This is a genomic window from Delftia sp. ASV31, from assembly GCF_016428765.1.
Taxonomy (GTDB): Bacteria; Pseudomonadota; Gammaproteobacteria; order Burkholderiales; family Burkholderiaceae_C; genus Comamonas; species Comamonas acidovorans.
In genome coordinates this window covers 88,523-108,530 of the sequence record NZ_JAELTK010000003.1, presented here as the reverse complement: position 1 = coordinate 108,530, position 20,008 = coordinate 88,523, and the positions used below count along the sequence as shown (strand labels likewise).

Genomic DNA, 20,008 nt, shown 5'->3' with positions numbered 1-20,008 from the left:
CTTCTGGTGTCCATGCATAAATGAATGGATCAGTGATGTCGGAACCCCATTGGGAGTGGTATCGCAGCTTTTTGCAGGTGCTGGAGTCCGGGTCGCTGTCAGCGGCGGGCCGGGCCATGGGCTTGGCGCAGCCAACCGTGGGCCGGCACATCGACGGGCTGGAGTCGGCGCTGGGCCTGCAACTGTTCACCCGTTCGTCCGATGGCTTCGCGCCCACCGAGGCGGCCTATGAGTTGCAGCCCTATGCGGCCAGCATGGCCGCGACGGCTGCCGCGCTGCGCCGCGTGGCGGCCAGCCATGGCGCGGGCGTGCGCGGCATGGTGCGCCTGACGGCCAGCGAGGTCGTGGGCGTGGAGCTGCTGCCGCCCGTGCTGGCGCAATTGCGCGCGGCCCATCCTGAACTGCGCATCGAACTGGTGCTGTCCAACGCGGTCGATGACCTGCTGCGCCGCGAGGCCGATGTGGCCGTGCGCATGTTCCGGCCGCAGCAGGAGGCGCTGGTGGCCCGCCATATCGGCGCCATCGAACTGGGGCTGCATGCCCATGAGAGTTATCTGGCCAGGCATGGCGTGCCGGCTTCGCTGCAGGAACTGGCCGGGCATTCGCTGATCGGCTTCGACCATGAGAACGCCTTCATCCGCAGGTTTCAGCAGCAGTTTCCGATGTTCACGCGCGAGGCCATGGCGCTGAGCTCGGACAGCGACCTGGCACAGCTGGGCGCCATCCGCGCTGGCTTTGGCATCGGCATCTGCCAGTCGGCGCTGGCGGCCAGGGACCCTGGCCTGGTGCGGGTGCTGCCGCAGGCATTCTCATGGAAGCTCGATACCTGGGTGGCCATGCATGAGGACCTGCGCAAGAGCGAGCGCTGCGCCGTGGTCTTCAAGGCGGTCGCGCAGGCGCTGACGGCCTATGCCAGCAGCGGTGCCTGAAGACCCGGGCGCCTGTGTTTCATTGGGCGTGCAGCAGGCAGCAGCGCGCGAGATGGCGCAGCATGGACTTCCTGCGCTGGGATGCAACAAACGCCTGGCAGTTGTGGGCGATGTAGCCCGCCATGACCCCGGTCAGGCCGGCAACGGCCCACAGCGGGATGGGCACCAGGGAGTCCAGCAGCACGGCGCAGCCGGCCAGCAGCAGCAGGCACGGAAGCAGCCGCAGCAAGGCAGCTTGCAGGGGTTGTTGCCTGCGCAGGAGGGCGAGGACCTGGATGGCAGTCCTTCTGCGGAATCTGCCGGCTTGCTTGCGAAGAACGTTCACGGCTCGTGTCGGGCGTTGATGTGGGTTAAAAAATTGTGTGCAAATGTATCACCTCAATGCGCGAACATCAAATGCGCCGGCTCCATGAGAAATGAAAAGGGCCCGCGCATGGCGGGCCCTGGAAAACTGCCGTATTGCGCCTGCGTTCACCGCATCTCGAACTCGATGGCGATCAGCACGAAGGCCGCCATCCACAGCGTCTCCACCACCAGCAGTGCAAAAGGCCGCCAGCCGGCCTGCGCCAGTTGCTGGAACGAGGTCTTCAGGCCCAGGGCCGCAATGGCCAGCACCAGGCAGTTGCGCGACAGGTCGCTCAACTGGTGCTGCAGGCCCGGCGGCACCCAGCCCAGCGAGTTGATGGCCACCAGCGCGACGAACACCCACAGGAACCAGGGCACCAGACCCGGCTTCTTGCCGTGGTGCTGCTCGGCCGCCGCCTCGCGCTGGCGCTTGAAGAGGGCCGAGACCATGACCACCACCACGGCCAGCATGGACACGCGGAACAGCTTGACGATGGTGGCGTAGTCGCCCGTGGCCTGGTCGATGGTGTAGCCCGCGCCCACCACCTGGGCCACATCGTGGATGGTGCCGCCGATGAACAGGCCCGCCAGCTCGGGCGGCAGGTGCAGGGCGCGCGCCACCAGCGGGTACAGCACCATGGCGGCCGTGGACAGCACGGTGACCGTGACCACCACGGTGAGCGTGAAGCGGTCGCTGTCCTTGTCGCGCGGCAGCACCGAGGAGATGGCCAGCGCGGCCGAGGCGCCGCAGATGGCCACCGCGCCGCCCGACAGCACGCCCTGCGGCCGCGTCAGGCCCAGGCGCCGGCCCAGCAGCGTGCCGCACAGCAGCGTGGTGACCACGGCGGCGATGACGATCAGCGCCGTGGTCCAGCCCAGGCCCGCGATCTGCGTGGCCGTTATGCGCGCGCCCAGCAGGCCCACGCCCAGGCGCAGCACGCCGCGTGCGCAGAACTCGATGCCGGGCTTGGCGCGCGCGTCCTGGCTCAGGAAGTGGAAGGCCACGCCGAAGAACAGCGCGAACAGCAGCTGCGGCCCGCCGTGCAGCGTGGAGACGAAGGTGGCTGCCAGCGCGATCACGCCCGACAGGCCTGTGCCGGGCAGGAGCTTGAGCCATTGCAGCATGCGCGGCACGGGCGGCTGCGCTGCCAACGGGGCTTGAACCTGGCTCATGGCTGCTCCTTGCCGCCCGCCGCATCGGCCAGAACCGCCAGCGCGCAGGAGGCGATGCGGCTGGCCACCGAGTCCGAACGGCTGGTCAGCACGATGGGCACGCGCATGCCCAGCACCAGGCCCGCGCATTCGGCATCGGCCATGTAGACCAGCTGCTTGTAGATCATGTTGCCGGCCTCCAGGCTGGGCACCAGCAGCACGTCGGGCTGGCCGGCCACATCGGAGACGATGCCCTTGTGATGCGCCGAGCGCAGCGAGATGGCGTTGTCGTAGGCCAGCGGCCCGTCGAGGATGGCGCCGCTGATCTGCCCCCGGTCGGCCATCTTGCACAGCGCGGCCGCGTCGATGGTGCCGGGAATGGCGGGGTTGACCGTCTCCACCGCCGAGAGCACGGCCACGCGCGGCCGGGCAATGCCGATGGCACGGGCCAGGTCGATGGCGTTCTGCGCAATGTCGCGCTTGTCCATCAGCGTGGGGAAGATGTTGACCACGCAGTCGGTCATCAGCAGCGGGCGCTCGAAGCCCGGCAGGTCCATCACGAACACATGGCTGGCGCGGCGGCTGCCGCGCAGGCCGGCCTCGCGCGCCACGGCAGCGCCCAGCAACTCGTCGCTGTGCAGGCTGCCCTTCATCAGCGCGCGGGCCTGGCCGCTGCCGCACAGCGCCGCCGCCTGGGCCGCCGCTGCGCGCGGATCGTCGGCGGTGGAATGGATGGACGCGCCCGCCAGATCCAGCCCGGCCGACTGGGCCGCCGCCCGGATGCGTGCCTCGGGGCCCACCAGCAGCGGCGTGATCAGGCCGGCCTGCGCGGCCTGCATGGCGGCCTGCAGCGAGCCCGCATCACAGGGATAGGCGACGGCCACCGGAATGGGGCCTTGCGCCTTGGCCTGGTCGAGCAAGTGCTGGAGATGGGGGCGGTGCGTGGCGGGCGCATCGTCGGCGGCCACGGCAAGTGAAAGTGGGGGGACCATGAAAGCTCCTGCGGGAAAGTACAGGGCCCGGCGCGAGCAACGCAGGGAATCTGGGAATCGGCTTTCGAGGGCCTTGCGCTTCACCCAGGCGCATGAAACCGGCGCGGCCCATCCCAGGGACACCGAGGAAGGGCCGCCCCGCACCGAGGGTGTCGTCCCCCTCCCCCGCGCAGCGGGTAGAGAGGGGGAAGGCGCGTCAGCGCCTCAGGGGGTTAGACAAAGTCCTTGTACTTTTCGAGGAAGCGCACGGGCTTGGAGAGCGCATCGCGGCGGAACGGGTCACCCAGTTCGCGCGTGCACATCACCTCGATCACGCAGGTCTTGCCGTGGTTCATCTGCAGGTCGATGGCCTTTTGCAGCGCCGGGCCCACGTCCTCGATCTGGTCGACCACGATGCTCTCGGCGCCCATGGCGCTGGCAATCGCCGCGAAGCTTTCGCTTTCCAGCTCGCCGGCCACGAAGCGGCGGTTGTAGAAGTCCACCTGGTTCTTCTTCTCGGCGCCCCACTGGCGGTTGTGGAAGACCACGGCCGTGACGGGAATGTCATGGCGCACGGCGGTCATGATCTCCACCATGCTCATGCCCCAGGCGCCGTCGCCGGCGTAGGCAATGGCCGGACGGTCGGGCGCTGCGCACTTGGCACCGATGATGGTGGGCAGGGCATAGCCGCAGTTGCCGAAGCTCATGGGCGCGAAGAAGCTGCGCGGCTCGTCGAAGCGCAGGTAGCTGTTGGCCACGGAGTTGATGTTGCCGATGTCGGTGGAGACCATCACGCGCGGCGGCATGGCCTTTTCCAGCTCGCGCAGCACCTGGCGCGGGTGCAGGTACTTGCCGCCCGTGGGCGTGCGCTCGCCCTTGGCCTCTTCGATCATGTCCAGGCTGTAGGGGTCGCGCTCATGCGTCCACTCGTCCAGCTCCTTCTCCCAGGCCGCCTTCTCGGTGGCGATGGTGTCGGCGCGCGCGGCCTTGGTGGCGTCGCAGGCCAGGGTCTGGCCCTGCAGGCGGCGGCCCAGCTCGCGTGCCACGGCCTTGGCGTCGCCGTGGATGCCGACCGAGATCTTCTTGACCAGGCCCAGGTTGGTGTGGTCGGCCTCGACCTGGATGATCTTGGCGTTCTTGGGCCAGTAGTCCATGCCGTGCTGGGGCAGGGTGCCGAAGGGGCCCATGCGCGAGCCCAGCGCGATCACCACGTCGGCCTGGGCGATGAGCTTCATCGCGGCCTTGGAGCCCTGGTAGCCCAGCGGGCCGGCCCACAGCGGGTGCTTGGCGGGGAAGGCGTCATTGCGCAGGTAGCCCGTGACGACGGGTGCGCCCAGGCGCTCGGCCAGCTGCCTGCATTCCTCGACCGCATCGCCCATGACCACGCCGCCGCCGGCCAGGATCACGGGGAACTTGGCCGTGGCCAGCAGTTCCGTGGCGGCCTGCAGGCTGTTTTCGCCGCCCGAGCCGCGCTCCACGCGCATGGGCTTGGGGATTTCGCACTGCACTTCGCCGTAGAAATAGTCGCGCGGAATGTTCAGCTGGGTGGGGCCCATCTCGGAGATGGCGCGGTCAAAGCAGCGGGCCGTGAACTCGGCCATGCGCTTGGGGTTGCAGACATGGCCCTGGTACTTGGTGAACTCCTGGAACATGGGCAGCTGGTTGGCTTCCTGGAAGCCCCCCAGGCCCATGCCCATGGTGCCGGTCTCGGGCGTGATCATGACCACGGGGCTGTGGGCCCAGTAGGCGGCGGCGATGGCGGTCACGCAGTTGCTGATGCCGGGGCCGTTCTGGCCGATCACCACGCCGTGGCGGCCCGAGACGCGCGCATAGCCGTCGGCCATGTGGGCCGCGCCCTGCTCGTGCACCACGGGGATCAGGCGGATGCCGGCGGGCGCGAAGATGTCCATGGCATCCATGAAGGCCGAGCCCATGATGCCGAACATCTCCGTGACGCCGTTGGCCACGCAGGTCTCCACAAAGGCTTCGGAAGGGGTCATCTTCTGGACGCCTTCGACCACCGTACGATTGTTGGCTGCAGTCATGTTGTCTCCTTGAAAATGGAACTCAATGTTCCGAAAAAAGAAATTACGGCGCAAGTCTAGGACTGACTTCGCCTGGATGTCAAACAAATTTCTTTTTTCGGAACAAATTGACTCGAAAAATTGAAAAACATATGATGACCAACACCATGAACACCCGTGACCCCATCCCTGCCCGTATCGATGGCGACACGCCCAACCTGCGGCTGTTTGCCCTGCTGGAGGCCATTGCCCAGAAGAACGAGCCCTTCACGCTGCAGACCATGGTCGAGGAGACAGGCCTGCCCAAGCCCACCATGCACCGCATGCTCCAGCAGCTCGAGGGCGCGGGCATCCTGCAGCGCGAGGGCAACGGCCGGCACTACGGCACGGGCCGGCGCCTGATGCGGCTGGCCGAAAGCGTGCTGCTCAACAACACCACGCATGGCGCGCGCCACGCGGTGCTGGCCCAACTGGTGCGCGACATCGGCGAGAGCTGCAACATCACCGCCTTCTCGGGCAGCGAGGTGCTGTACCTGGACCGGGTGGAGACGCCCGCGCCGCTGCGCTTTTATCTGCACCCGGGCTCGCGCGTGCCGGCCCATTGCTCTGCCACGGGCAAGCTGTTCCTGAGCCAGATGGCGCCCGCGCAGCGCAGGCGGCTGCTGTCGGCCGTGCCGCTGGAAGGCTTCACGGCCAACACGCTGACGGCCTTTGACGCGCTGGACGCCGAGCTGGACCAGGTGCGCGCCCAGGGCCATGCCTTCGACAACGAGGAATTCCTGCCCGGCCTGCTGTGCCTGGGCGTGCTCGTGCCCTCCATCCAGTGCGGCCCCTCGAACATGGGGCTGGCCGTGCAGGCGCCCATCATGCGTTTCACGCGCGAGCGGGCGCTGTCCTTTCTTCCCCAACTGCGCGCGGCGGCCGAGGCGATTGCGCGCATCAACGACGAAGTCCCCCCGGGAGCCCCTGACGATGACTGAGCTGACCCTGATGCATCCCACGCGCACGCTTGGCGTGCGCGAGACCTTCGGCCTGGACACCGACATGCAGGTGCCCGCCTTTGCCGAACGCAGCGAGCATGTGCCGGCCGTGGACCCGGCCTACCGCTTCAACCCGCAGGCCACGCTGGCCATCCTGGCCGGCTTTGCGCACAACCGGCGCTTGGTCATCCAGGGGCTGCACGGCACGGGCAAGTCCACCCATATCGAGCAGGTGGCGGCGCGGCTGAACTGGCCCTGCGTGCGCGTCAACCTCGACGGCCACATCAGCCGGCTGGACCTGGTGGGCAAGGACGCCATCGTGCTGCAGGAGGGCCGCCAGGTCACGCAGTTCCAGGAAGGCATCCTGCCCTGGGCGCTGCAGCGGCCCGTGGCCCTGGTCTTCGATGAATACGACGCGGGCCGGCCCGACGTGATGTTCGTCATCCAGCGCGTGCTCGAACGCGAGGGCAGCTTCACCCTGCTGGACCAAAAGCGCGTGCTCCAGCCGCATGCGCAGTTCCGCCTCTTCGCCACCATGAACACCCTGGGCCAGGGCAACCTCAGCGGCCTGTACCACGGCACGCAGATGCTCAACCACGCCCAGCTCGACCGCTGGAACCTGGTCACCAGCCTGGACTACCTGGCGCCGGCCGAGGAAGCCGCCATCGTGCTGGCGCGCGTGCCGCAGTTGGCCACGCCGCAGGGGCGCGAGCAGGTGGCCGCCATGGTGGCGCTGGCCGCGCTCACGCGCAAGGGCTTTGCGGTGGGCGACCTGTCGCTGCTGATGTCGCCGCGCACCGTCATCACCTGGGCCGAGAACGCGCAGATCTTCCACGACCTGCGGCTGGCCTTCGAGCTGTCCTTCCTCAACAAGTGCGAGCCGGCCGAGCGGGCCATCGTGGCCGAGTACTTCCAGCGCTGCTTCGGCCAGGAACTGGCGCTGCGCGACGAGCCCGCCCATGCCTGCTGAGGCATCCCCCTCGCTGGCGCGCATGGAGGCCTGGGGCGGCGCGCTGCTGCGCGCCATGGCGGGCGATGCCTCGCTGCAATGGAGCGGGCAGACGCTGTACCGGGGCACGGCGCCCGTGGTGCTGGCAGCGGCCCACCAATCCGATGTGCCCGCCCGATTGGCCGACCAGCGCGGCCTGCTCGACGGTGCCAGCCTGCGCCTGCGCCTGAGCGATGCCGGCCTGCACGCGCGCCACCTGCCCGGCGACCCGGTGGAGCGGCTGGTGTTCGAACTGCTGGAGCAGTTGCGCGTGGAAAGCCTGGCGCCCGAGGAATGGCCGGGCGCACGCGCCAACCTGCATGCGCGCTTTGTGCACTGGAGCCAGGCCTTTGCCGATTCGGGCCTGACCGAAAGCAGCCTGGGCATCCTGCTGTTCACCGTGGCGCTGACCGCCTGGAGCCGCCTGAGCGGCCATGAGCCGCCCGATGCCCTGGCCGACCTGGCTGAGGCCACGCGCGCCGGCCTGTCCGCTCAACTGGGCGGGCAGTGGGCCCTGCTGCGCCGCCACCGGCAGGACCAGCAGGCCTTCATTGCGCCGGCCCTGGCCATCAGCCGCTGGGTGGGCCAGGCCGTGCGGTCAGCCCAGGAGGAGGCGCCGCGCGGCGCTGGCGGGCCGCGCCGGCGCGGCAGCTTCGCGCTGCCGCTGCACTTTGAATCGCAAAGCCTGGATGCGCCGCCCGTGGCGCTCAGCGGCGACAGCCGCGCCTGGGCCGGCTCGGCCCACAGCTACCGCGTGTTCACGCGCGCCTATGACCGCGAGGCGCAGGCCGCCGAGCTGATCCGCGCAGCGCAACTGGCCGAGTTCCGCGGGCAGATGGACGACGAACTGGCGCGCAGCGGCTTGCACGCGGGCCGGCTGGCCCGCGACCTGCAGCAGCGCCTGGCCGTGCCGCGCCACGACGGCTGGCAGTTCGGCCTTGAGGATGGACACCTGGATGCAAGCCGGCTGGCGCAACTGGTCAGCGATCCGCAGCAGCGCGCCATCTTCAGGAACGAGCTGCCGCGCCCCGTCAGCGATGCGGCCGTGGCTATCCTGCTGGACTGCTCGGGCTCGATGAAGGCGCATGCGCGCCCGCTGTCCCTGCTGGTGGACCTGCTGGGCCGCGCGCTGTCCATGGCCGGCGTGCCGGTGGACGTGCTGGGCTTTTCCACCCAGGCCTGGAACGGCGGCCGCGCCCGCCGCGACTGGCAGCGCGCGGGCCAGCCCCACATCCCGGGCCGGCTCAACGAGCGGCTGCACATCGTCTTCAAGGACGCCGCCAAACCCTGGCGCCACGCCCGCCACGGCATTGCCGCGCTGCGCAGGCCCGACCTGTTTCGCGAGGGCGTGGACGGCGAGGCCGTGGAATGGGCCTGCGAGCGGCTGCTGGCGCGGCCCGCGCAGCGCCGCATCCTGCTCGTCATCTCGGACGGCTGCCCCATGGACACGGCCACGCACCAGGCCAACGACGAGCACTACCTGGACCAGCACCTGCGCCAGGTCATCGCCCGGCACGAGCGCGCGGGCGACGTGCAGATCCGCGCGCTGGGCGTGGGGCTGGACCTGGGCGTGTTCTACCGGCGCAGGCTGGCGGTGGACCTGCGCGAGCAGATCGATGAAGCCCTGCTGATGGACGTGGCGGAGTTGATCTGCCGGCCGTGATGCCTTCCACGATAGCGACTTCGCTCAGTCCCCATCCCGCCCGGGTGGGACTGCAGATCTAGCGGACCTGCGCGACAAAGTCGCTCACCAACCGCGCAAACTCCACGGGCATTTCCACGGCACTCAAATGCGCGGCGGGCAGCGACACCAGCTGCGCGCCCGGAATCTGCGCCTGCATGTCCTCGGACAGGGCAGGCGGCGTGGCCTCATCGCGACTGCCCGCAATGAGCAGCGCGGGGCAGGCGATGCGCCGGTTGCTCTCGCGAAAATCGATGCCGCCCACGGCCGCACAGGCGGCCGCATAGGGCTTGGCCGCCAAAGCCTCCAGCCCTGCGCGCAAGGAGGCCACGCGGGCCGCCTGCCCGGTGCGGAACTCGGGGGTGAACCAGCGCTGCATGGCGCCGTCGGCAATCACCGCCACGCCCTGGTCGTGCACGGTGGCAATGCGCGCCTGCCAGCCCGCGCGCGCGGCCTCGTCGTAGTAGCTGGCCGAATTGGCGATGGTGATGCTGCGCACCAGCGCCGGATGGCGCACGGCCAGGGCCTGGGCCGTCATGCCGCCCATGGACAGGCCCACGAAGTGCACCGGCCCCTGGCCCAGTGCCTCGATCACGCCGGCTGCGTCGTCTGCCAGGTCGTTCATGTCGAAGGCCTCGCCGATGGCGGGCGAGCGGCCGTGGCCCCGGTGGTCGTAGCGCACCACGGTGAAGCGGTCTTCCAGCGCCTGGGCAACGCCGTCCCACATCTGGAGGTCACAACCGAGCGCGTGGCTCAGAACGAGGGCCGGGCCTTGGCCCTGCTGCACAACATGGAGTTTCGACATGGCGGTCACTGCTTGGGGAAAAGGCGATTATGGGATGGCCCATGCGGGCGGGCGGCTACGGATACCACGCATATCCGGCATCTCAGCCCCATAATCCCCAGCCATGCACGCCCTGCGCAACTCCGTCTCACTGGCCCGCCTGGTCATGGCGTGGTTCGCGTTGACGCTGGGCCTGGCCATTGCATCGCCCCTGGTGCACCCGCAGGCCATGGAACTGGTCTGCACGGCTGGCGGCAGCGTCAAGCTGGTCGTGGTCAACGGTGAAGAAGGGCAGGCGGTGTCTGCCCAGCATTCGCTGGACTGCCCGCTGTGCCTGGCGGTGACGCCGCCGCCCGCGCATGTCTCCCCCTCCTGGGCGCAACCGCAGCCGCTGGGCCGCGCGCTGCAGCCCATCGTCTCTGCCCGCATTGCCTCCCTGGTCGGCGCGCCGCTGCCGCCGCGCGGGCCTCCCTTGCTGCTGCTGATCGCCTGAGCCCTCGGCTGCTGTGCAGCGCTGTCCCGCGCTGTCTGGCCGCTGGCCTGTCTCAGAACATTGCCGCACCGGCCGGGCGCAGCCTTGTCGGTGCGGCTTCGCCAAGATTCCATGCAGGGAAGCCATGTTCCGTTCCGATTGCCATGTGGCGCCGCAGCGCGCCGCCGATTTTTCTTCGACCCTCCCATCCGTTGCTTGCGTTGCCCTGTCTCGCCGTGCCTGCCTTGGCGGCGGCCTGGCCGCACTGGCGCTGCTGGCCGGCTGCAAGCCCGCCACCGTGCCGTTCAAGGGCATCGACCTCACCGGCGCGCAGTACGGCCGGGACTTCCGCCTGCGCGATGCCGATGGGCGCGAGCGCACGCTGGCCGACTTCAAGGGCCAGGCCCTGATGGTCTTTTTCGGCTTCACCCAATGCCCCGATGTCTGCCCCACGGCGCTGACGCGCGCGCTGGAAGTACGCGAGCTTCTGGGTGCCGATGGCGCCCGCCTGGCCGTGGCCTTCATCACCATCGATCCCGAGCGCGATACGGCCCAGGTGCTCAAGGCCTATGTGGGCGCCTTCGACCCCGGCTTTGTCGCGCTGCGCGGTGACGAGGCGCAGACGGCCGAGGTCGCCAGGGAATTCAAGGTCTTCTACAAGAAGGTGCCCACGGGGGCGTCCTACACCATGGACCACTCGGCCATCACCTATGTCTTCGATCCCGAGGGCCGGCTGCGCGTGGCGTTCCGCCATGAGCAGGACGCGCAGGACTGCGCGGCCGATCTGCGGCAGATCCTGCAGGCTGCATGACGGCTCTGCACTTTCTCAGGTGGCCGGCGCAACAGGCCTTTGCGCAGCAGCCTCCGCCCTGGCCCAGGCAGCGACCATTCTTGCGGAGGTGAAGGTACGCGCCAGCGGCGCGAGCGCCGTTGCCATCGATCAAAACCTTGTCTGGATCGTCCCGTCCTTGTGCTAAAAATGTGCGGCTCCATCCACCCCGATGCCCATCCAGCAAGTAGGAAAGAGACACCCGGCGCCATGAAGAGGCTTCTTTCCGACAAGGTGCTCCTGCGCCTGGTGCTCGGCAACCTGCTGGTGGCCGGCCTGCTGGGCCTGGCCACCTGGTTGAGCCTGCGTGCCAACCACCAGGCCGACCTGGACCTGGGCGTGGCCGTCACCCGGAACCAGGCCCGCAGCCTGAGCCTGGAGCTGAACGCCGAGATGCGGCTGGTGGACAACGCCCTGGCCACCGTCGCGGGCCGCTACCGCAGCCGGAGTCTGGAAGGCGCGGACGTGGCGGCGCTGGCCCTCTATGAAATCCTGCAGGAGCAGCGCGCCCTCGTTCCCTTCGTCACGGCGCTGCGCGTCACCGATGCCAATGGCCAGGTCCTGCAGAGTGCGAACGAGGAGGAGCCGGCATTCTCCGTGGCCGAGCGAGGCTACTTCGACCGGGCGCGCAACACCGACCGCATGGTGGTCTCCGACCCGCTGGTCAGCCACTCCTTCAAGAAATGGGCCATCGTGCTGGCGCGGCGGCTGCAATCCGGCGACGGGGATTTCCAGGGCATCGTCTATGCGGTCGTCGCGGCCGAGCATTTCCAGTCGCTGTTCCGCCGCCAGGCCTTCGGGCCCGACAGCGCCATTGCGCTGCGTTCGGACAAGGATCTGCTGGTGGCCCGCTACGCGGCAGGCGATCCCCAGCCCATGGCCGGCATCGGCGGCTCGGAAGTCTCGGGCGAGTACCACCGGGCCCTGGCCGATGACCGGGAGCTTGGCTGGTACATCACGCCCACGCTGCTCGATGGCGTGGAGCGCATCACGGCCTACCAGCGCCTGGCCGGCTATCCGCTGACCGTCTTCACCGGCCTGGGCACGGAAAGCTACCTGGCGGGGTGGCGTGCATCGGCCTGGCGTGCCTGGGCGCTCACGGGCCTGAGCATCGCGCTGATCGCGCTGGGTTCGGTCAGCCTCTATCTGCTGCAGCAGCGCGAACGCGTGGCGCGCATCCGGCTCGCCGAGCTGCTGCGCCAGCAGGAACTGTTCATGGACAACGACCTCATCGGCATCGCCCGCCTGCGCGAGCGCCGGCTGCTGTGGACCAACCAGGCCCTGCAGCGCATGCTCAAGCGCCCGGCCGGCGAGCTGCTGGACCACTCGGCGCGCATCCTCTACCCGGACGAGGAAACCTACGAACGCTCCGGCGAACTGGCCTATGGCGCACTGCGCTCCAGCGGCAAATGCCACGCCCAGATGCAGCTGCAGACCAGCGATGGCAGCCTGCTCTGGGTCGATGTCAGCGGCGCAGGCCTGGCCGATGGCGAATCGATATGGGTCTTCGTGGACATCGACGCGCTCAAGCGCGGCGAGCAGGCGGCCCAGCACCAGGCATTGCACGACGTGCTGACCGGCCTGGCCAACCGTCGCGCGCTGCAGGCGCGGCTGCAGCGCGCGCTGGCCCAGGCCAGCGGCCCCGGCCAACTGGCCGTCTGCTTCATGGACCTGGACGGCTTCAAGCAAGTCAACGACACCGAAGGCCACGACGCCGGCGATGAAGTGCTGCGCATCATCGCCCGCCGCCTCACCACCCAGGCCCGCGAAACCGACTGCGTCGCCCGCCTGGGCGGAGACGAATTCGTGCTGCTGCTGGACGAACTGGCCTCGGCCGACGACGCCCGGCAGATCATGCAGCGCTGCCTGGCCTCCATCCGCCAGCCCATCCGCCTGCACAGCGGCGCCACCGTGCAGGTCGGCGCCAGCATGGGCATCGCCCTCAATGCCTCCCGGGAAGATGCCACCCAGCTCCTGCAGCGCGCCGACGAGGCCATGTACGCGGCCAAGCGCGCGGGCAAGGGGAGGATTGTGCTGGCGGGCGGGTAGGGATTTTGGGGCTATGCCGCCGTTGTGATCGGGGCAGTTGCCGGGGCAGGTGGGGCCTTGGGCTCAACAAGGCAAGACCTCGAATGCCGAGCCAAAAGACGACGCAAGGCCGTTGATGGCCCGTGTGCACACGCGTGCCCGGTTGAATGCGATGTCGCACAGCAGCGCGATGGCAAAGGCCAGATAGGCCATGTAGGCCAGGCCGATGTAGGTGCCAAACACAATGGTGTGCAGCCAGTCCTGTGCGAACAGATACAGCATGGCAGTCACCGCCGAGGCGGTCACCAGCACGATGGCGGGCAGTGCCAGCTGCAGCCCCGCCCGCCTGCGTCGCGCCGTCACGCCGGCCAGGGCCAGAAACACCAGCGCATTGGACGCAGTGAAGACCCTGAACTCCCGCACCAGGCTGGCCGTGGTCTGGTGGTAGGCCGACTCGATGAGTTCCACCAGCCGGGCGCGCATCTGGATCAGCGATGCCAGCTGGGTGGCCTGGCGTTGCTGCGCGTAGACGGCCTTGCGCTTGCGGCATTCGCAGTCAGCACGGCGCATGTCGGTCATGACCGAAGCCAGCTTGTCGGGAATGCCTGCCTCGATCTCGCGCCGCACTGCGGCGATCTCGCTATCTGTCCTGCCCAGCGCCTTCTGGGCCAGGCCCGCCATGCGCGAGCCTGAAAGCGCATCCAGCTGGGTGCCCAGCCTGCGCTCGATCTCGATGCGGATGATCTCCTTGCCCAGGCTCTCGACCAGCAATGGCGAGGAAAACGACAGGGCGAAGGCTGCGCCGAACACAAGCGTGCCCAGGATGCCGAAGCAAAGAATGAGGGTTCGCATGCGCAAGCGGGGCGGTGGCTTGTCAACCCTTGCGCGGCGCCATGCCCAGCGTGGCCAGCAGTCCCGCGCAGGCGTCCTCCACCAGGTCCAGCACGTCCTCGAAACCCCGGTCGCCGCCGTAATAGGGGTCGGGCACTTCGCGCGCGGTGTGCTCGGTGCAGAAGTCCGTCAGCCGCTGCACGCGGTGCCATTCGGACTCGGGGCAGATCCTGCGCGCTGCAGATTCGTTGGCGCCATCCATCACCAGCACCTGGTCGAATGCCATGAAGTCCTCGGCCCGCAGCTGCCGCGCGCGCTGCTGCGAGAGGTCATAGCCGCGCCGTGCGGCATGGGCCTGGGAGCGGCGGTCGGGGGCCTCGCCCACGTGGTAGTCGTGCGTGCCTGCGGAGTCCACTTCGATGCGGCCAGCCAGGCCCGCGTCGGCCACCATTTTTTCAAGCACGCCGTGGGCCGTGGGGCTGCGGCAGATGTTGCCGGTGCAGACCATGAGGATTCTTTTCCTCTTTGTGGCTGGCCTGCGGTCAGCTGACTGTTCCCGAATCTGTTCCATAAACCTCCCTGTGGGTAACGGGCTTCACGACATCTGGATTGCCTGCGATGCCCAGGTGATCGCCGGCATTTTCCACGCCCCGCACCTGATCTGCCGGGCCGCTTATGCTGCGCCCATGGTGGAACTGCTTTGTTTCTGGATGGCCCGGGTGGGCGCGGCCCTGCTGGAGTTGCGGTTGCTGCGCAGCAGCGACGGTGGCTTCAGGGTGATGCTCATCACGGCGGCCATCGTGGTCATCGTGCGCCTGGCGTTGCTGTCCCTTTACGCCTGAGCCCGCAGGTCGGGCACGGGCAGGCGCCCTGTCGGGCGGATTTCATGGTGCCGCGCCGCCGGCATGGGACGTGGCTGAACTCAATGCAGCGCCATCTTGCACGCCAGTGCGGATTCTTCGGTCACGGCGGAATCGATGCATCAATCATGTGCGGCCCGGTGATCTTCTGCGACGGGATCCAGACCAGATAGGACCTCCATATGCCCCGATCATTGCAGTACACAAGGTACTCGCCTGGGTCCAGGCGGCTCTCCCGGTATTGGAATTGCACGCAGCCGATAGCTCGGTTCTTGCCCAGCGCGATGGCGATGTCCCGGCTGAAATCAGTTTTCCACGGACCGGGATAGCGCTCGGTGAGCGGCACACTTTTCGGCGCAGGCACAAGGAAGGCAACGGCCAAAAACGCTGCGGCGATCACTGCCGCTGCTCTCAGTTTGTTGTTCATCTCTGTCTAGATCGGGCCTCTGCAGTCAAACAATGCGCAAGGACATGCCCGCCTTCCTGGGCAGCAGGGAGGGTTCGAACCCATAGCGGCGATAGAACTCCGGCGTGCCGTGGTCGGCCATGAGGCTGACATAGGCCGTGGGCAGGGCATTGCCGTGGATGTACTGCATCAGGCGCTGCATGATGAGGTGGCCCAGGCCCTTTTTATGGTGCTCGGGGATGACAGCGATGTCCACGATTTCGAAAAAGCACCCGCCGTCTCCGATCACGCGGCCTATGCCAACCGGCGTTGCATCGGCATAGACGACCACGCTGAACAGGCCGTTTTTCAGGCCGATGGCGGCCGCCTCGGGCGACTTGCGGCTCAGGCCGGCAGCCAGCCGGATCTGGATGTAGTCCTGGAGGGCGGGGACGTGGTCTTCAATGCGGTAGTTCATGGATGGAGAGGGCGCCAGGGGCATATCGGAGGATCGGCAGAGCGCCATCATAGGCAGGCGTCTGCCCGATGCCCAAGGCAGAGCTTTCGGCCAGGCCGGCCCTGGTGACTGCGTTGGAGTGCGCTTGCACCGTATCCAGCGCACGCCGCGCAGCTCGGCGCGCAGCAGGCTGGTGAACAGCGTTGCGCCTACGTTGCGGGTCTCGCGCGCATCTTGTCGCAGCAGCCGCTGCATGGCGGGGGACATGTGAGCCGATGCGCCACAAGACAAACAGCCGCCTGGTCTGCGCACTGGCGCAATCGGTCCAGCAGAATGAAGCCATCGCAACAATCAACGGATACCGTCCAAATGGAGTATGGAATGCAAGAGGTGAGGTGTTCCAGCTGCAATCGCAAACTTGCAATGGGCATCTTCCAGAAACTGAGCATCAAGTGCCCGCGCTGCGGGACGCTGAATTCCTTGAGGGTCGAGAGCCCCCAATATGAGTGCCATCGAGCGCCTGTCAACTTAGATGAAAGGCAATCGCCATGACAACTCTTGCAAAGCCCACCCCCATCGGCGCCCTGTACGCGAACCTGGGTGTCAATACCTCCGTCGTGCAGGTGGTCGCGCCTGGCAACAATCTCCATGGCCTGGTGATCCGCACGCTGTACGTCAATTCCTATGCTGGCACGATCGGTGTGCAGGTGTACGCTGACACAGCCGCCCCATCGGCATATGGCGATGGTACGAAGCGCTTGATCTTCATCGGCACTCCCATTCCGACGATCAGCGCGCAGTACTCTTTGTATGTGCCGCCTGGCCAGGGGATTTGGGCTGTTGCCAATGGAAACGGCAGCGTCAACATGACCTATGACCTGTTGACAGAAACCCTTGTCTAAGGGGTTGTGACGGAAAGCCCGCTGACACAGCCAGCGGGCTTTTCTGTTTGCTGCGTGCGTGACCTTTGGCGCCTTAGCTCGCCTCCTCGAAGGTGCGAAGTGAATGCGCTTGGAGCCTGTTTTTTGTGAGGCCGAAGTCTGGCTTCTGGATGAAGTGCAACCTGATGGCTTGCGTATGTTGAACGACGCGCTTTTCGATATGCGTCAAGCAGCCCGGTCTGACGTCCATATCAACGCTGGAAATTGCCAACTTCGAAGGCCGTGAATCGCCTTTCGTGAAGACCTTGCTCAAACCAGCTCTCGGCGCCATGCCCAGTTTTGCTGATCTGACCGAGACCTCAGTGCAGCGCCACCATCAACTGCCCATTCTCATTGCGCACCGCATGCACGCGTACGGAGTGTTCGGGCGCTTCCAGGCATTCGCCGGTGGCCAGGTCGAAGTGGTGCTTGTAGATGGGCGAGGCGACGACGACGCGCTCGCCCAGGCTGCCGACCAGGCCGCGCGCGAGCACGCTGGCGCCGCAGCACGGGTCCACGTTGTCTATGGCGTAGAAGCGGTCTTCGCCAAGGCGAAAGACCGCCACATGCCGGCCTTCGACCAGGGCGCAGACCCCCGTGTCGGGGACGATGTCGCGGGTGGCGCAGACGGGCATCCACTGTTCTTGGGCGGGGTGTGTCATGGCGGTGCCTTGTCGGTGGTGTGGGTGCGGGCCTGGATCAGGCCTGGATCAGGCCAGGGCCTCGCTGCGCTCTTCGCTGCGCGCCGGGCGGATCTGGCCGCGCTCCTGCACGAAGACGATGTGCTCGTCGGGCTGGTCGCTGTTGATGAAGCTGCGAAAGCGCTGGCGCACTTCGGGCGTGGTGACGGCGGTCTTCCACTCGCACTGGTAGGTGTCCACCACATGCTGCATCTGGGCCTCGAGTTCGGCGCCCAGGCCCAGGCTGTCGTTGACCACCACGTCCTTGAGGTAGTCCAGGCCGCCTTCCAGGTTTTCGCGCCAGGTGCTGGTGCGCTGCAGCCGGTCGGCCGTGCGCACGTAGAACATCAGGAAGCGGTCGATGAGCTGCAGCAGCCTGTCCTTGGACAGGTCGGAGGCGATCAGCTCGGCATGGCGCGGCTTCATGCCGCCGTTGCCGCAGACGTAGAGGTTCCAGCCCTTGTCGGTGGCGATCACGCCCACGTCCTTGCCCTGGGCCTCGGCGCATTCGCGCGTGCAGCCCGAGACGCCGAACTTGATCTTGTGCGGCGCGCGCAGTCCCTTGTAGCGGTTTTCCAGCTGCACGGCCAGGCCCACGCTGTCGTCCACGCCGTAGCGGCACCAGGTGGAGCCCACGCAGCTTTTGACGGTGCGCAGCGACTTGCCGTAGGCATGGCCGGACTCGAAGCCGGCCGCGATCAGCTCCTCCCAGATCAGCGGCAGCTGCTCCACGCGCGCGCCGAACAGGTCCACGCGGGCGCCGCCCGTGAGCTTGGTGTACAGGCCGTATTTCTTGGCCACCTGGCCGACGGCGATCAGGCCGTCCGGCGTGACCTCGCCGCCGGGCATGCGCGGCACCACGGAGTAGCTGCCGTCCTTCTGGATGTTGCCCAGGTAGTAGTCGTTGCTGTCCTGCAGGCTGGCCAGCTGGGGCTGCAGCACGAACTCGTTCCAGCACGAGGCCAGGATGCTGGCGGCCAGCGGCTTGCAGACATCGCAGCCCAGGCCCTTGCCATGGCGGTGCAGCAGCTCGTCGAAGGTCTTGATGCCGCCCACGCGCACCAGGTGGTACAGCTCCTGGCGCGAGTGCGGGAAATGCTCGCAGACATGGTTGTTGACGGCCATGCCGCGCCGGGCCATCTCGGCCTTCATGACCTGGGTGGCCAGCGGCACGCAGCCGCCGCAGGTGGCGCCGGCCTGGGTGCAGGACTTGAGCTCGGCCATGGTGCAGGCGCCTTCGCCCACGGCCGCGCAGATCTGCGCCTTGGTGACGTTGTTGCACGAGCAGATCTGCGCCGTGTCGGGCAGGGCGTCCACGCCCAGGCCGGGCTTGGCCTTGCCGTCGCTGGAGGGCAGGATGAGGAACTCCGGCTCCTCGGGCAGGGCGATGCTGTTGAGCGTCATCTGCAGCAGCGTGCCGTACTCATCGGCATTGCCCACCAGCACGGCGCCCAGCAGCTGGCGGCCGTCCTCGCTGACCACGATCTTCTTGTAGACCTGCTTGCGCTCGTCGATGAACTGGTAATTGCGGCTGCGCGGCGTCTTGCCCTGGGCGTCGCCGATGCTGGCCACATCCACGCCCATGAGCTTGAGCTTGGTGCTGAGATCGGCCCCGCCGAAGGCGGCCTCGGCCTCGCCCGCAATGTGGCGGGCCGCCACGCGCGCCATGTCGTAGCCGGGTGCCACCAGCCCGAAGGTCTGCTCGCGCCAGGAGGCGCATTCGCCAATGGCGTAGACGCTGCGGTCGCTGGTGCGGCAATGGTCGTCCACGGCCACGCCGCCGCGCGGGCCTATGGCCAGGGCGCATTGGCGGGCGATCTCGTCGCGCGGGCGGATACCGGCGGAGAAGACGATCATGTCGGTTTCCAGGTGCGTGCCGTCGGCAAACACCATGCGGTGGCGCGCCGTGGCGCCGTCGGTGATCTCCAGCGTATTGCGGCCCGTGTGCACCTGCACGCCCAGGTCCTCGATCTTGCTGCGCAGCACGCGGCCGCCGCCGTCGTCCACCTGCACGGCCATCAGGCGCGGGGCGAACTCCACCACATGGGTCTCCAGGCCCAGGTCGCGCAGGGCCTTGGCGCATTCCAGGCCCAGCAGGCCTCCGCCCACCACCACGCCGGTCCTGGAGCGCGCGGCCGATGCCTGCATGGCCTCCAGGTCCTCGATGGTGCGGTAGACAAAGCAGTGCGGCCGGTCGCGCCCCGGCACGGGCGGCACGAAGGGCGCCGAGCCTGTGGCCAGCACCAGCCGGTCGTAGGCGATGACTTCGCCATCGGCCGTGGTCACGGTGCGCTCGCGCCGCTCCACGGCTGCCGCCCTGGCCGCCAGGCGCAGCGTGAAGCCGCTGGCCTCGAAGAAGCCGGGCTCCACCAGGCTCAGGTCCTCGGCGCTTTTGCCGGAGAAGAATTCCGACAGGTGAACACGGTCGTAGGCGGCGCGCGGCTCCTCGCACAGCACGGTGACGTTCGCGTCTGCCACGCCCAGGGCATGCAGCTGCTCGAGAAATTTGTGGCCCACCATGCCGTGGCCGATCACAACGATGTTCATCTGGCGTCCTGCGTTGCGCATCCAGTGTTTTGCGGGCCGCAGGCCAGGGCCAGCGGGTCAGGGCAGCCAATGCAAGTGCCGTGCCAGCACCGCTGCGCGGTGCCTGCCCGTGGTGCACGCTGTCTGGTGCGCAGACAGCGTGCAC

The 20,008-nt window shown here is 67.8% G+C and carries 21 protein-coding genes; 10 read left to right on the top strand and 11 right to left on the bottom strand.

What is annotated here, in order from left to right; all coding sequences use genetic code 11:
- Nucleotides 1–35: 35 nt before the first annotated feature.
- Nucleotides 36–929 (top strand): LysR family transcriptional regulator, encoded by an 894-nt coding sequence (locus tag JHD82_RS02160; RefSeq protein ID WP_199135286.1) that lies wholly within the window; start codon nucleotides 36–38, stop codon nucleotides 927–929.
- 19 nt (nucleotides 930–948) lie between these two features.
- Here JHD82_RS02160 and JHD82_RS02155 read toward each other — a convergent pair whose 3' ends face one another.
- The 4 genes from JHD82_RS02155 to xsc form a co-directional block, all read right to left on the bottom strand.
- Nucleotides 949–1,158 (bottom strand): hypothetical protein, encoded by a 210-nt coding sequence (locus tag JHD82_RS02155; RefSeq protein WP_012203914.1) that lies wholly within the window; start codon nucleotides 1,156–1,158, stop codon nucleotides 949–951.
- Between the two features lie 242 nt (nucleotides 1,159–1,400).
- Nucleotides 1,401–2,447 carry a YeiH family protein gene (locus JHD82_RS02150; protein WP_013803832.1) on the bottom strand — a complete coding sequence of 349 codons (1,047 nt, stop codon included), beginning with the start codon at nucleotides 2,445–2,447 and terminating at the stop codon, nucleotides 1,401–1,403.
- Nucleotides 2,444–3,418: a bifunctional enoyl-CoA hydratase/phosphate acetyltransferase gene (locus JHD82_RS02145; RefSeq protein WP_034390940.1), complete on the bottom strand. Its 975-nt coding sequence runs from the start codon at nucleotides 3,416–3,418 to the stop codon at nucleotides 2,444–2,446. The genes JHD82_RS02150 and JHD82_RS02145 overlap by 4 nt, the downstream gene beginning before the upstream one ends.
- A gap of 212 nt (nucleotides 3,419–3,630) precedes the next feature.
- Nucleotides 3,631–5,442, bottom strand: a complete 1,812-nt coding sequence (gene xsc, locus JHD82_RS02140; protein ID WP_016454303.1) for a sulfoacetaldehyde acetyltransferase — start codon at nucleotides 5,440–5,442, stop codon at nucleotides 3,631–3,633.
- Between the two features lie 131 nt (nucleotides 5,443–5,573).
- Here xsc and JHD82_RS02135 point away from each other — a divergent pair, with 131 nt between their 5' ends.
- Genes JHD82_RS02135 through JHD82_RS02125 form a run of 3 tightly spaced genes read left to right on the top strand, consistent with a single transcriptional unit; the run spans nucleotide 5,574 to nucleotide 9,052 of the window.
- Nucleotides 5,574–6,401 (top strand): IclR family transcriptional regulator, encoded by an 828-nt coding sequence (locus tag JHD82_RS02135; RefSeq protein WP_199135285.1) that lies wholly within the window; start codon nucleotides 5,574–5,576, stop codon nucleotides 6,399–6,401.
- A complete protein-coding gene (locus tag JHD82_RS02130; RefSeq protein ID WP_199135284.1) occupies nucleotides 6,394–7,371 on the top strand; it encodes an AAA family ATPase in 978 nt (325 codons plus the stop codon). Before JHD82_RS02135 ends, JHD82_RS02130 begins: the two co-directional genes overlap by 8 nt.
- Nucleotides 7,361–9,052: a cobalt chelatase gene (locus tag JHD82_RS02125; RefSeq protein ID WP_199135283.1), complete on the top strand. Its 1,692-nt coding sequence runs from the start codon at nucleotides 7,361–7,363 to the stop codon at nucleotides 9,050–9,052. Before JHD82_RS02130 ends, JHD82_RS02125 begins: the two co-directional genes overlap by 11 nt.
- A 58-nt stretch (nucleotides 9,053–9,110) precedes the next feature.
- Here the strand turns inward: JHD82_RS02125 and JHD82_RS02120 are convergent, their stop codons facing one another.
- The gene (locus JHD82_RS02120; protein WP_013803827.1) at nucleotides 9,111–9,875 is read right to left on the bottom strand and encodes an alpha/beta fold hydrolase; all 765 of its coding nucleotides are present in this window, start codon (nucleotides 9,873–9,875) and stop codon (nucleotides 9,111–9,113) included.
- A 103-nt stretch (nucleotides 9,876–9,978) separates the two neighbouring features.
- Here JHD82_RS02120 and JHD82_RS02115 point away from each other — a divergent pair, with 103 nt between their 5' ends.
- The 3 genes from JHD82_RS02115 (at nucleotide 9,979) to JHD82_RS02105 (ending at nucleotide 13,204) form a co-directional block, all read left to right on the top strand.
- Nucleotides 9,979–10,347 (top strand): DUF2946 family protein, encoded by a 369-nt coding sequence (locus JHD82_RS02115; protein WP_012203922.1) that lies wholly within the window; start codon nucleotides 9,979–9,981, stop codon nucleotides 10,345–10,347.
- 124 nt (nucleotides 10,348–10,471) lie between these two features.
- On the top strand, nucleotides 10,472–11,137 hold the full coding sequence (locus tag JHD82_RS02110; protein ID WP_199135282.1) for an SCO family protein: 666 nt from the start codon (nucleotides 10,472–10,474) through the stop codon (nucleotides 11,135–11,137).
- A 228-nt stretch (nucleotides 11,138–11,365) separates the two neighbouring features.
- Nucleotides 11,366–13,204 carry a diguanylate cyclase domain-containing protein gene (locus tag JHD82_RS02105; RefSeq protein WP_199135281.1) on the top strand — a complete coding sequence of 613 codons (1,839 nt, stop codon included), beginning with the start codon at nucleotides 11,366–11,368 and terminating at the stop codon, nucleotides 13,202–13,204.
- A gap of 63 nt (nucleotides 13,205–13,267) precedes the next feature.
- Here the strand turns inward: JHD82_RS02105 and JHD82_RS02100 are convergent, their stop codons facing one another.
- Complete coding sequence (locus tag JHD82_RS02100; RefSeq protein ID WP_199135280.1) at nucleotides 13,268–14,035, bottom strand: hypothetical protein; 768 nt, start codon at nucleotides 14,033–14,035, stop codon at nucleotides 13,268–13,270.
- Between the two features lie 22 nt (nucleotides 14,036–14,057).
- Entirely contained in the window at nucleotides 14,058–14,522 is a 465-nt protein-coding gene (locus JHD82_RS02095) for a low molecular weight protein-tyrosine-phosphatase (RefSeq protein ID WP_199135279.1), read from the bottom strand.
- On the opposite strand from JHD82_RS02095, the gene JHD82_RS02090 reads away from it, so the two are divergent.
- A complete protein-coding gene (locus JHD82_RS02090; protein WP_233174585.1) occupies nucleotides 14,521–14,856 on the top strand; it encodes a hypothetical protein in 336 nt (111 codons plus the stop codon). The genes JHD82_RS02095 and JHD82_RS02090 overlap by 2 nt on opposite strands.
- Nucleotides 14,857–14,977: 121 nt before the next feature.
- Here the strand turns inward: JHD82_RS02090 and JHD82_RS02085 are convergent, their stop codons facing one another.
- Together JHD82_RS02085 and JHD82_RS02080 are read right to left on the bottom strand one after the other, a co-directional pair.
- A complete protein-coding gene (locus JHD82_RS02085) occupies nucleotides 14,978–15,301 on the bottom strand; it encodes a hypothetical protein (RefSeq protein WP_199135278.1) in 324 nt (107 codons plus the stop codon).
- Nucleotides 15,302–15,326: 25 nt separating this feature from the next.
- Complete coding sequence (locus JHD82_RS02080) at nucleotides 15,327–15,737, bottom strand: GNAT family N-acetyltransferase (RefSeq protein WP_199135277.1); 411 nt, start codon at nucleotides 15,735–15,737, stop codon at nucleotides 15,327–15,329.
- A gap of 312 nt (nucleotides 15,738–16,049) precedes the next feature.
- On the opposite strand from JHD82_RS02080, the gene JHD82_RS02075 reads away from it, so the two are divergent.
- Nucleotides 16,050–16,268: a Com family DNA-binding transcriptional regulator gene (locus tag JHD82_RS02075; RefSeq protein ID WP_307838073.1), complete on the top strand. Its 219-nt coding sequence runs from the start codon at nucleotides 16,050–16,052 to the stop codon at nucleotides 16,266–16,268.
- Nucleotides 16,265–16,618: a hypothetical protein gene (locus tag JHD82_RS02070; protein WP_199135276.1), complete on the top strand. Its 354-nt coding sequence runs from the start codon at nucleotides 16,265–16,267 to the stop codon at nucleotides 16,616–16,618. Before JHD82_RS02075 ends, JHD82_RS02070 begins: the two co-directional genes overlap by 4 nt.
- Nucleotides 16,619–16,956: 338 nt before the next feature.
- Here the strand turns inward: JHD82_RS02070 and nirD are convergent, their stop codons facing one another.
- Nucleotides 16,957–17,298 (bottom strand): nitrite reductase small subunit NirD, encoded by a 342-nt coding sequence (gene nirD, locus JHD82_RS02065; protein WP_199135275.1) that lies wholly within the window; start codon nucleotides 17,296–17,298, stop codon nucleotides 16,957–16,959.
- 48 nt (nucleotides 17,299–17,346) lie between these two features.
- Nucleotides 17,347–19,863: a nitrite reductase large subunit NirB gene (gene nirB / locus JHD82_RS02060; protein ID WP_199135274.1), complete on the bottom strand. Its 2,517-nt coding sequence runs from the start codon at nucleotides 19,861–19,863 to the stop codon at nucleotides 17,347–17,349.
- Between the last annotated feature and the right edge of the window lie 145 nt (nucleotides 19,864–20,008).

Bases quoted from the DNA above. Each gene is read 5' to 3' on its own strand.
- JHD82_RS02160 (WP_199135286.1), top strand. From the start codon at position 36: ATGTCGGAACCCCATTGGGAGTGGTATCGCAGCTTTTTGCAGGTGCTG.
- JHD82_RS02150 (WP_013803832.1), bottom strand. From the start codon at position 2,447: ATGAGCCAGGTTCAAGCCCCGTTGGCAGCGCAGCCGCCCGTGCCGCGC.
- JHD82_RS02145 (WP_034390940.1), bottom strand. From the start codon at position 3,418: ATGGTCCCCCCACTTTCACTTGCCGTGGCCGCCGACGATGCGCCCGCC.
- xsc (WP_016454303.1), bottom strand. From the start codon at position 5,442: ATGACTGCAGCCAACAATCGTACGGTGGTCGAAGGCGTCCAGAAGATG.
- JHD82_RS02135 (WP_199135285.1), top strand. From the start codon at position 5,574: ATGATGACCAACACCATGAACACCCGTGACCCCATCCCTGCCCGTATC.
- JHD82_RS02130 (WP_199135284.1), top strand. From the start codon at position 6,394: ATGACTGAGCTGACCCTGATGCATCCCACGCGCACGCTTGGCGTGCGC.
- JHD82_RS02125 (WP_199135283.1), top strand. From the start codon at position 7,361: ATGCCTGCTGAGGCATCCCCCTCGCTGGCGCGCATGGAGGCCTGGGGC.
- JHD82_RS02120 (WP_013803827.1), bottom strand. From the start codon at position 9,875: ATGTCGAAACTCCATGTTGTGCAGCAGGGCCAAGGCCCGGCCCTCGTT.
- JHD82_RS02115 (WP_012203922.1), top strand. From the start codon at position 9,979: ATGCACGCCCTGCGCAACTCCGTCTCACTGGCCCGCCTGGTCATGGCG.
- JHD82_RS02110 (WP_199135282.1), top strand. From the start codon at position 10,472: ATGTTCCGTTCCGATTGCCATGTGGCGCCGCAGCGCGCCGCCGATTTT.
- JHD82_RS02105 (WP_199135281.1), top strand. From the start codon at position 11,366: ATGAAGAGGCTTCTTTCCGACAAGGTGCTCCTGCGCCTGGTGCTCGGC.
- JHD82_RS02100 (WP_199135280.1), bottom strand. From the start codon at position 14,035: ATGCGAACCCTCATTCTTTGCTTCGGCATCCTGGGCACGCTTGTGTTC.
- JHD82_RS02090 (WP_233174585.1), top strand. From the start codon at position 14,521: ATGAGGATTCTTTTCCTCTTTGTGGCTGGCCTGCGGTCAGCTGACTGT.
- JHD82_RS02095 (WP_199135279.1), bottom strand. From the start codon at position 14,522: ATGGTCTGCACCGGCAACATCTGCCGCAGCCCCACGGCCCACGGCGTG.
- JHD82_RS02085 (WP_199135278.1), bottom strand. From the start codon at position 15,301: ATGAACAACAAACTGAGAGCAGCGGCAGTGATCGCCGCAGCGTTTTTG.
- JHD82_RS02080 (WP_199135277.1), bottom strand. From the start codon at position 15,737: ATGAACTACCGCATTGAAGACCACGTCCCCGCCCTCCAGGACTACATC.
- JHD82_RS02075 (WP_307838073.1), top strand. From the start codon at position 16,050: ATGAAGCCATCGCAACAATCAACGGATACCGTCCAAATGGAGTATGGA.
- JHD82_RS02070 (WP_199135276.1), top strand. From the start codon at position 16,265: ATGACAACTCTTGCAAAGCCCACCCCCATCGGCGCCCTGTACGCGAAC.
- nirD (WP_199135275.1), bottom strand. From the start codon at position 17,298: ATGACACACCCCGCCCAAGAACAGTGGATGCCCGTCTGCGCCACCCGC.
- nirB (WP_199135274.1), bottom strand. From the start codon at position 19,863: ATGAACATCGTTGTGATCGGCCACGGCATGGTGGGCCACAAATTTCTC.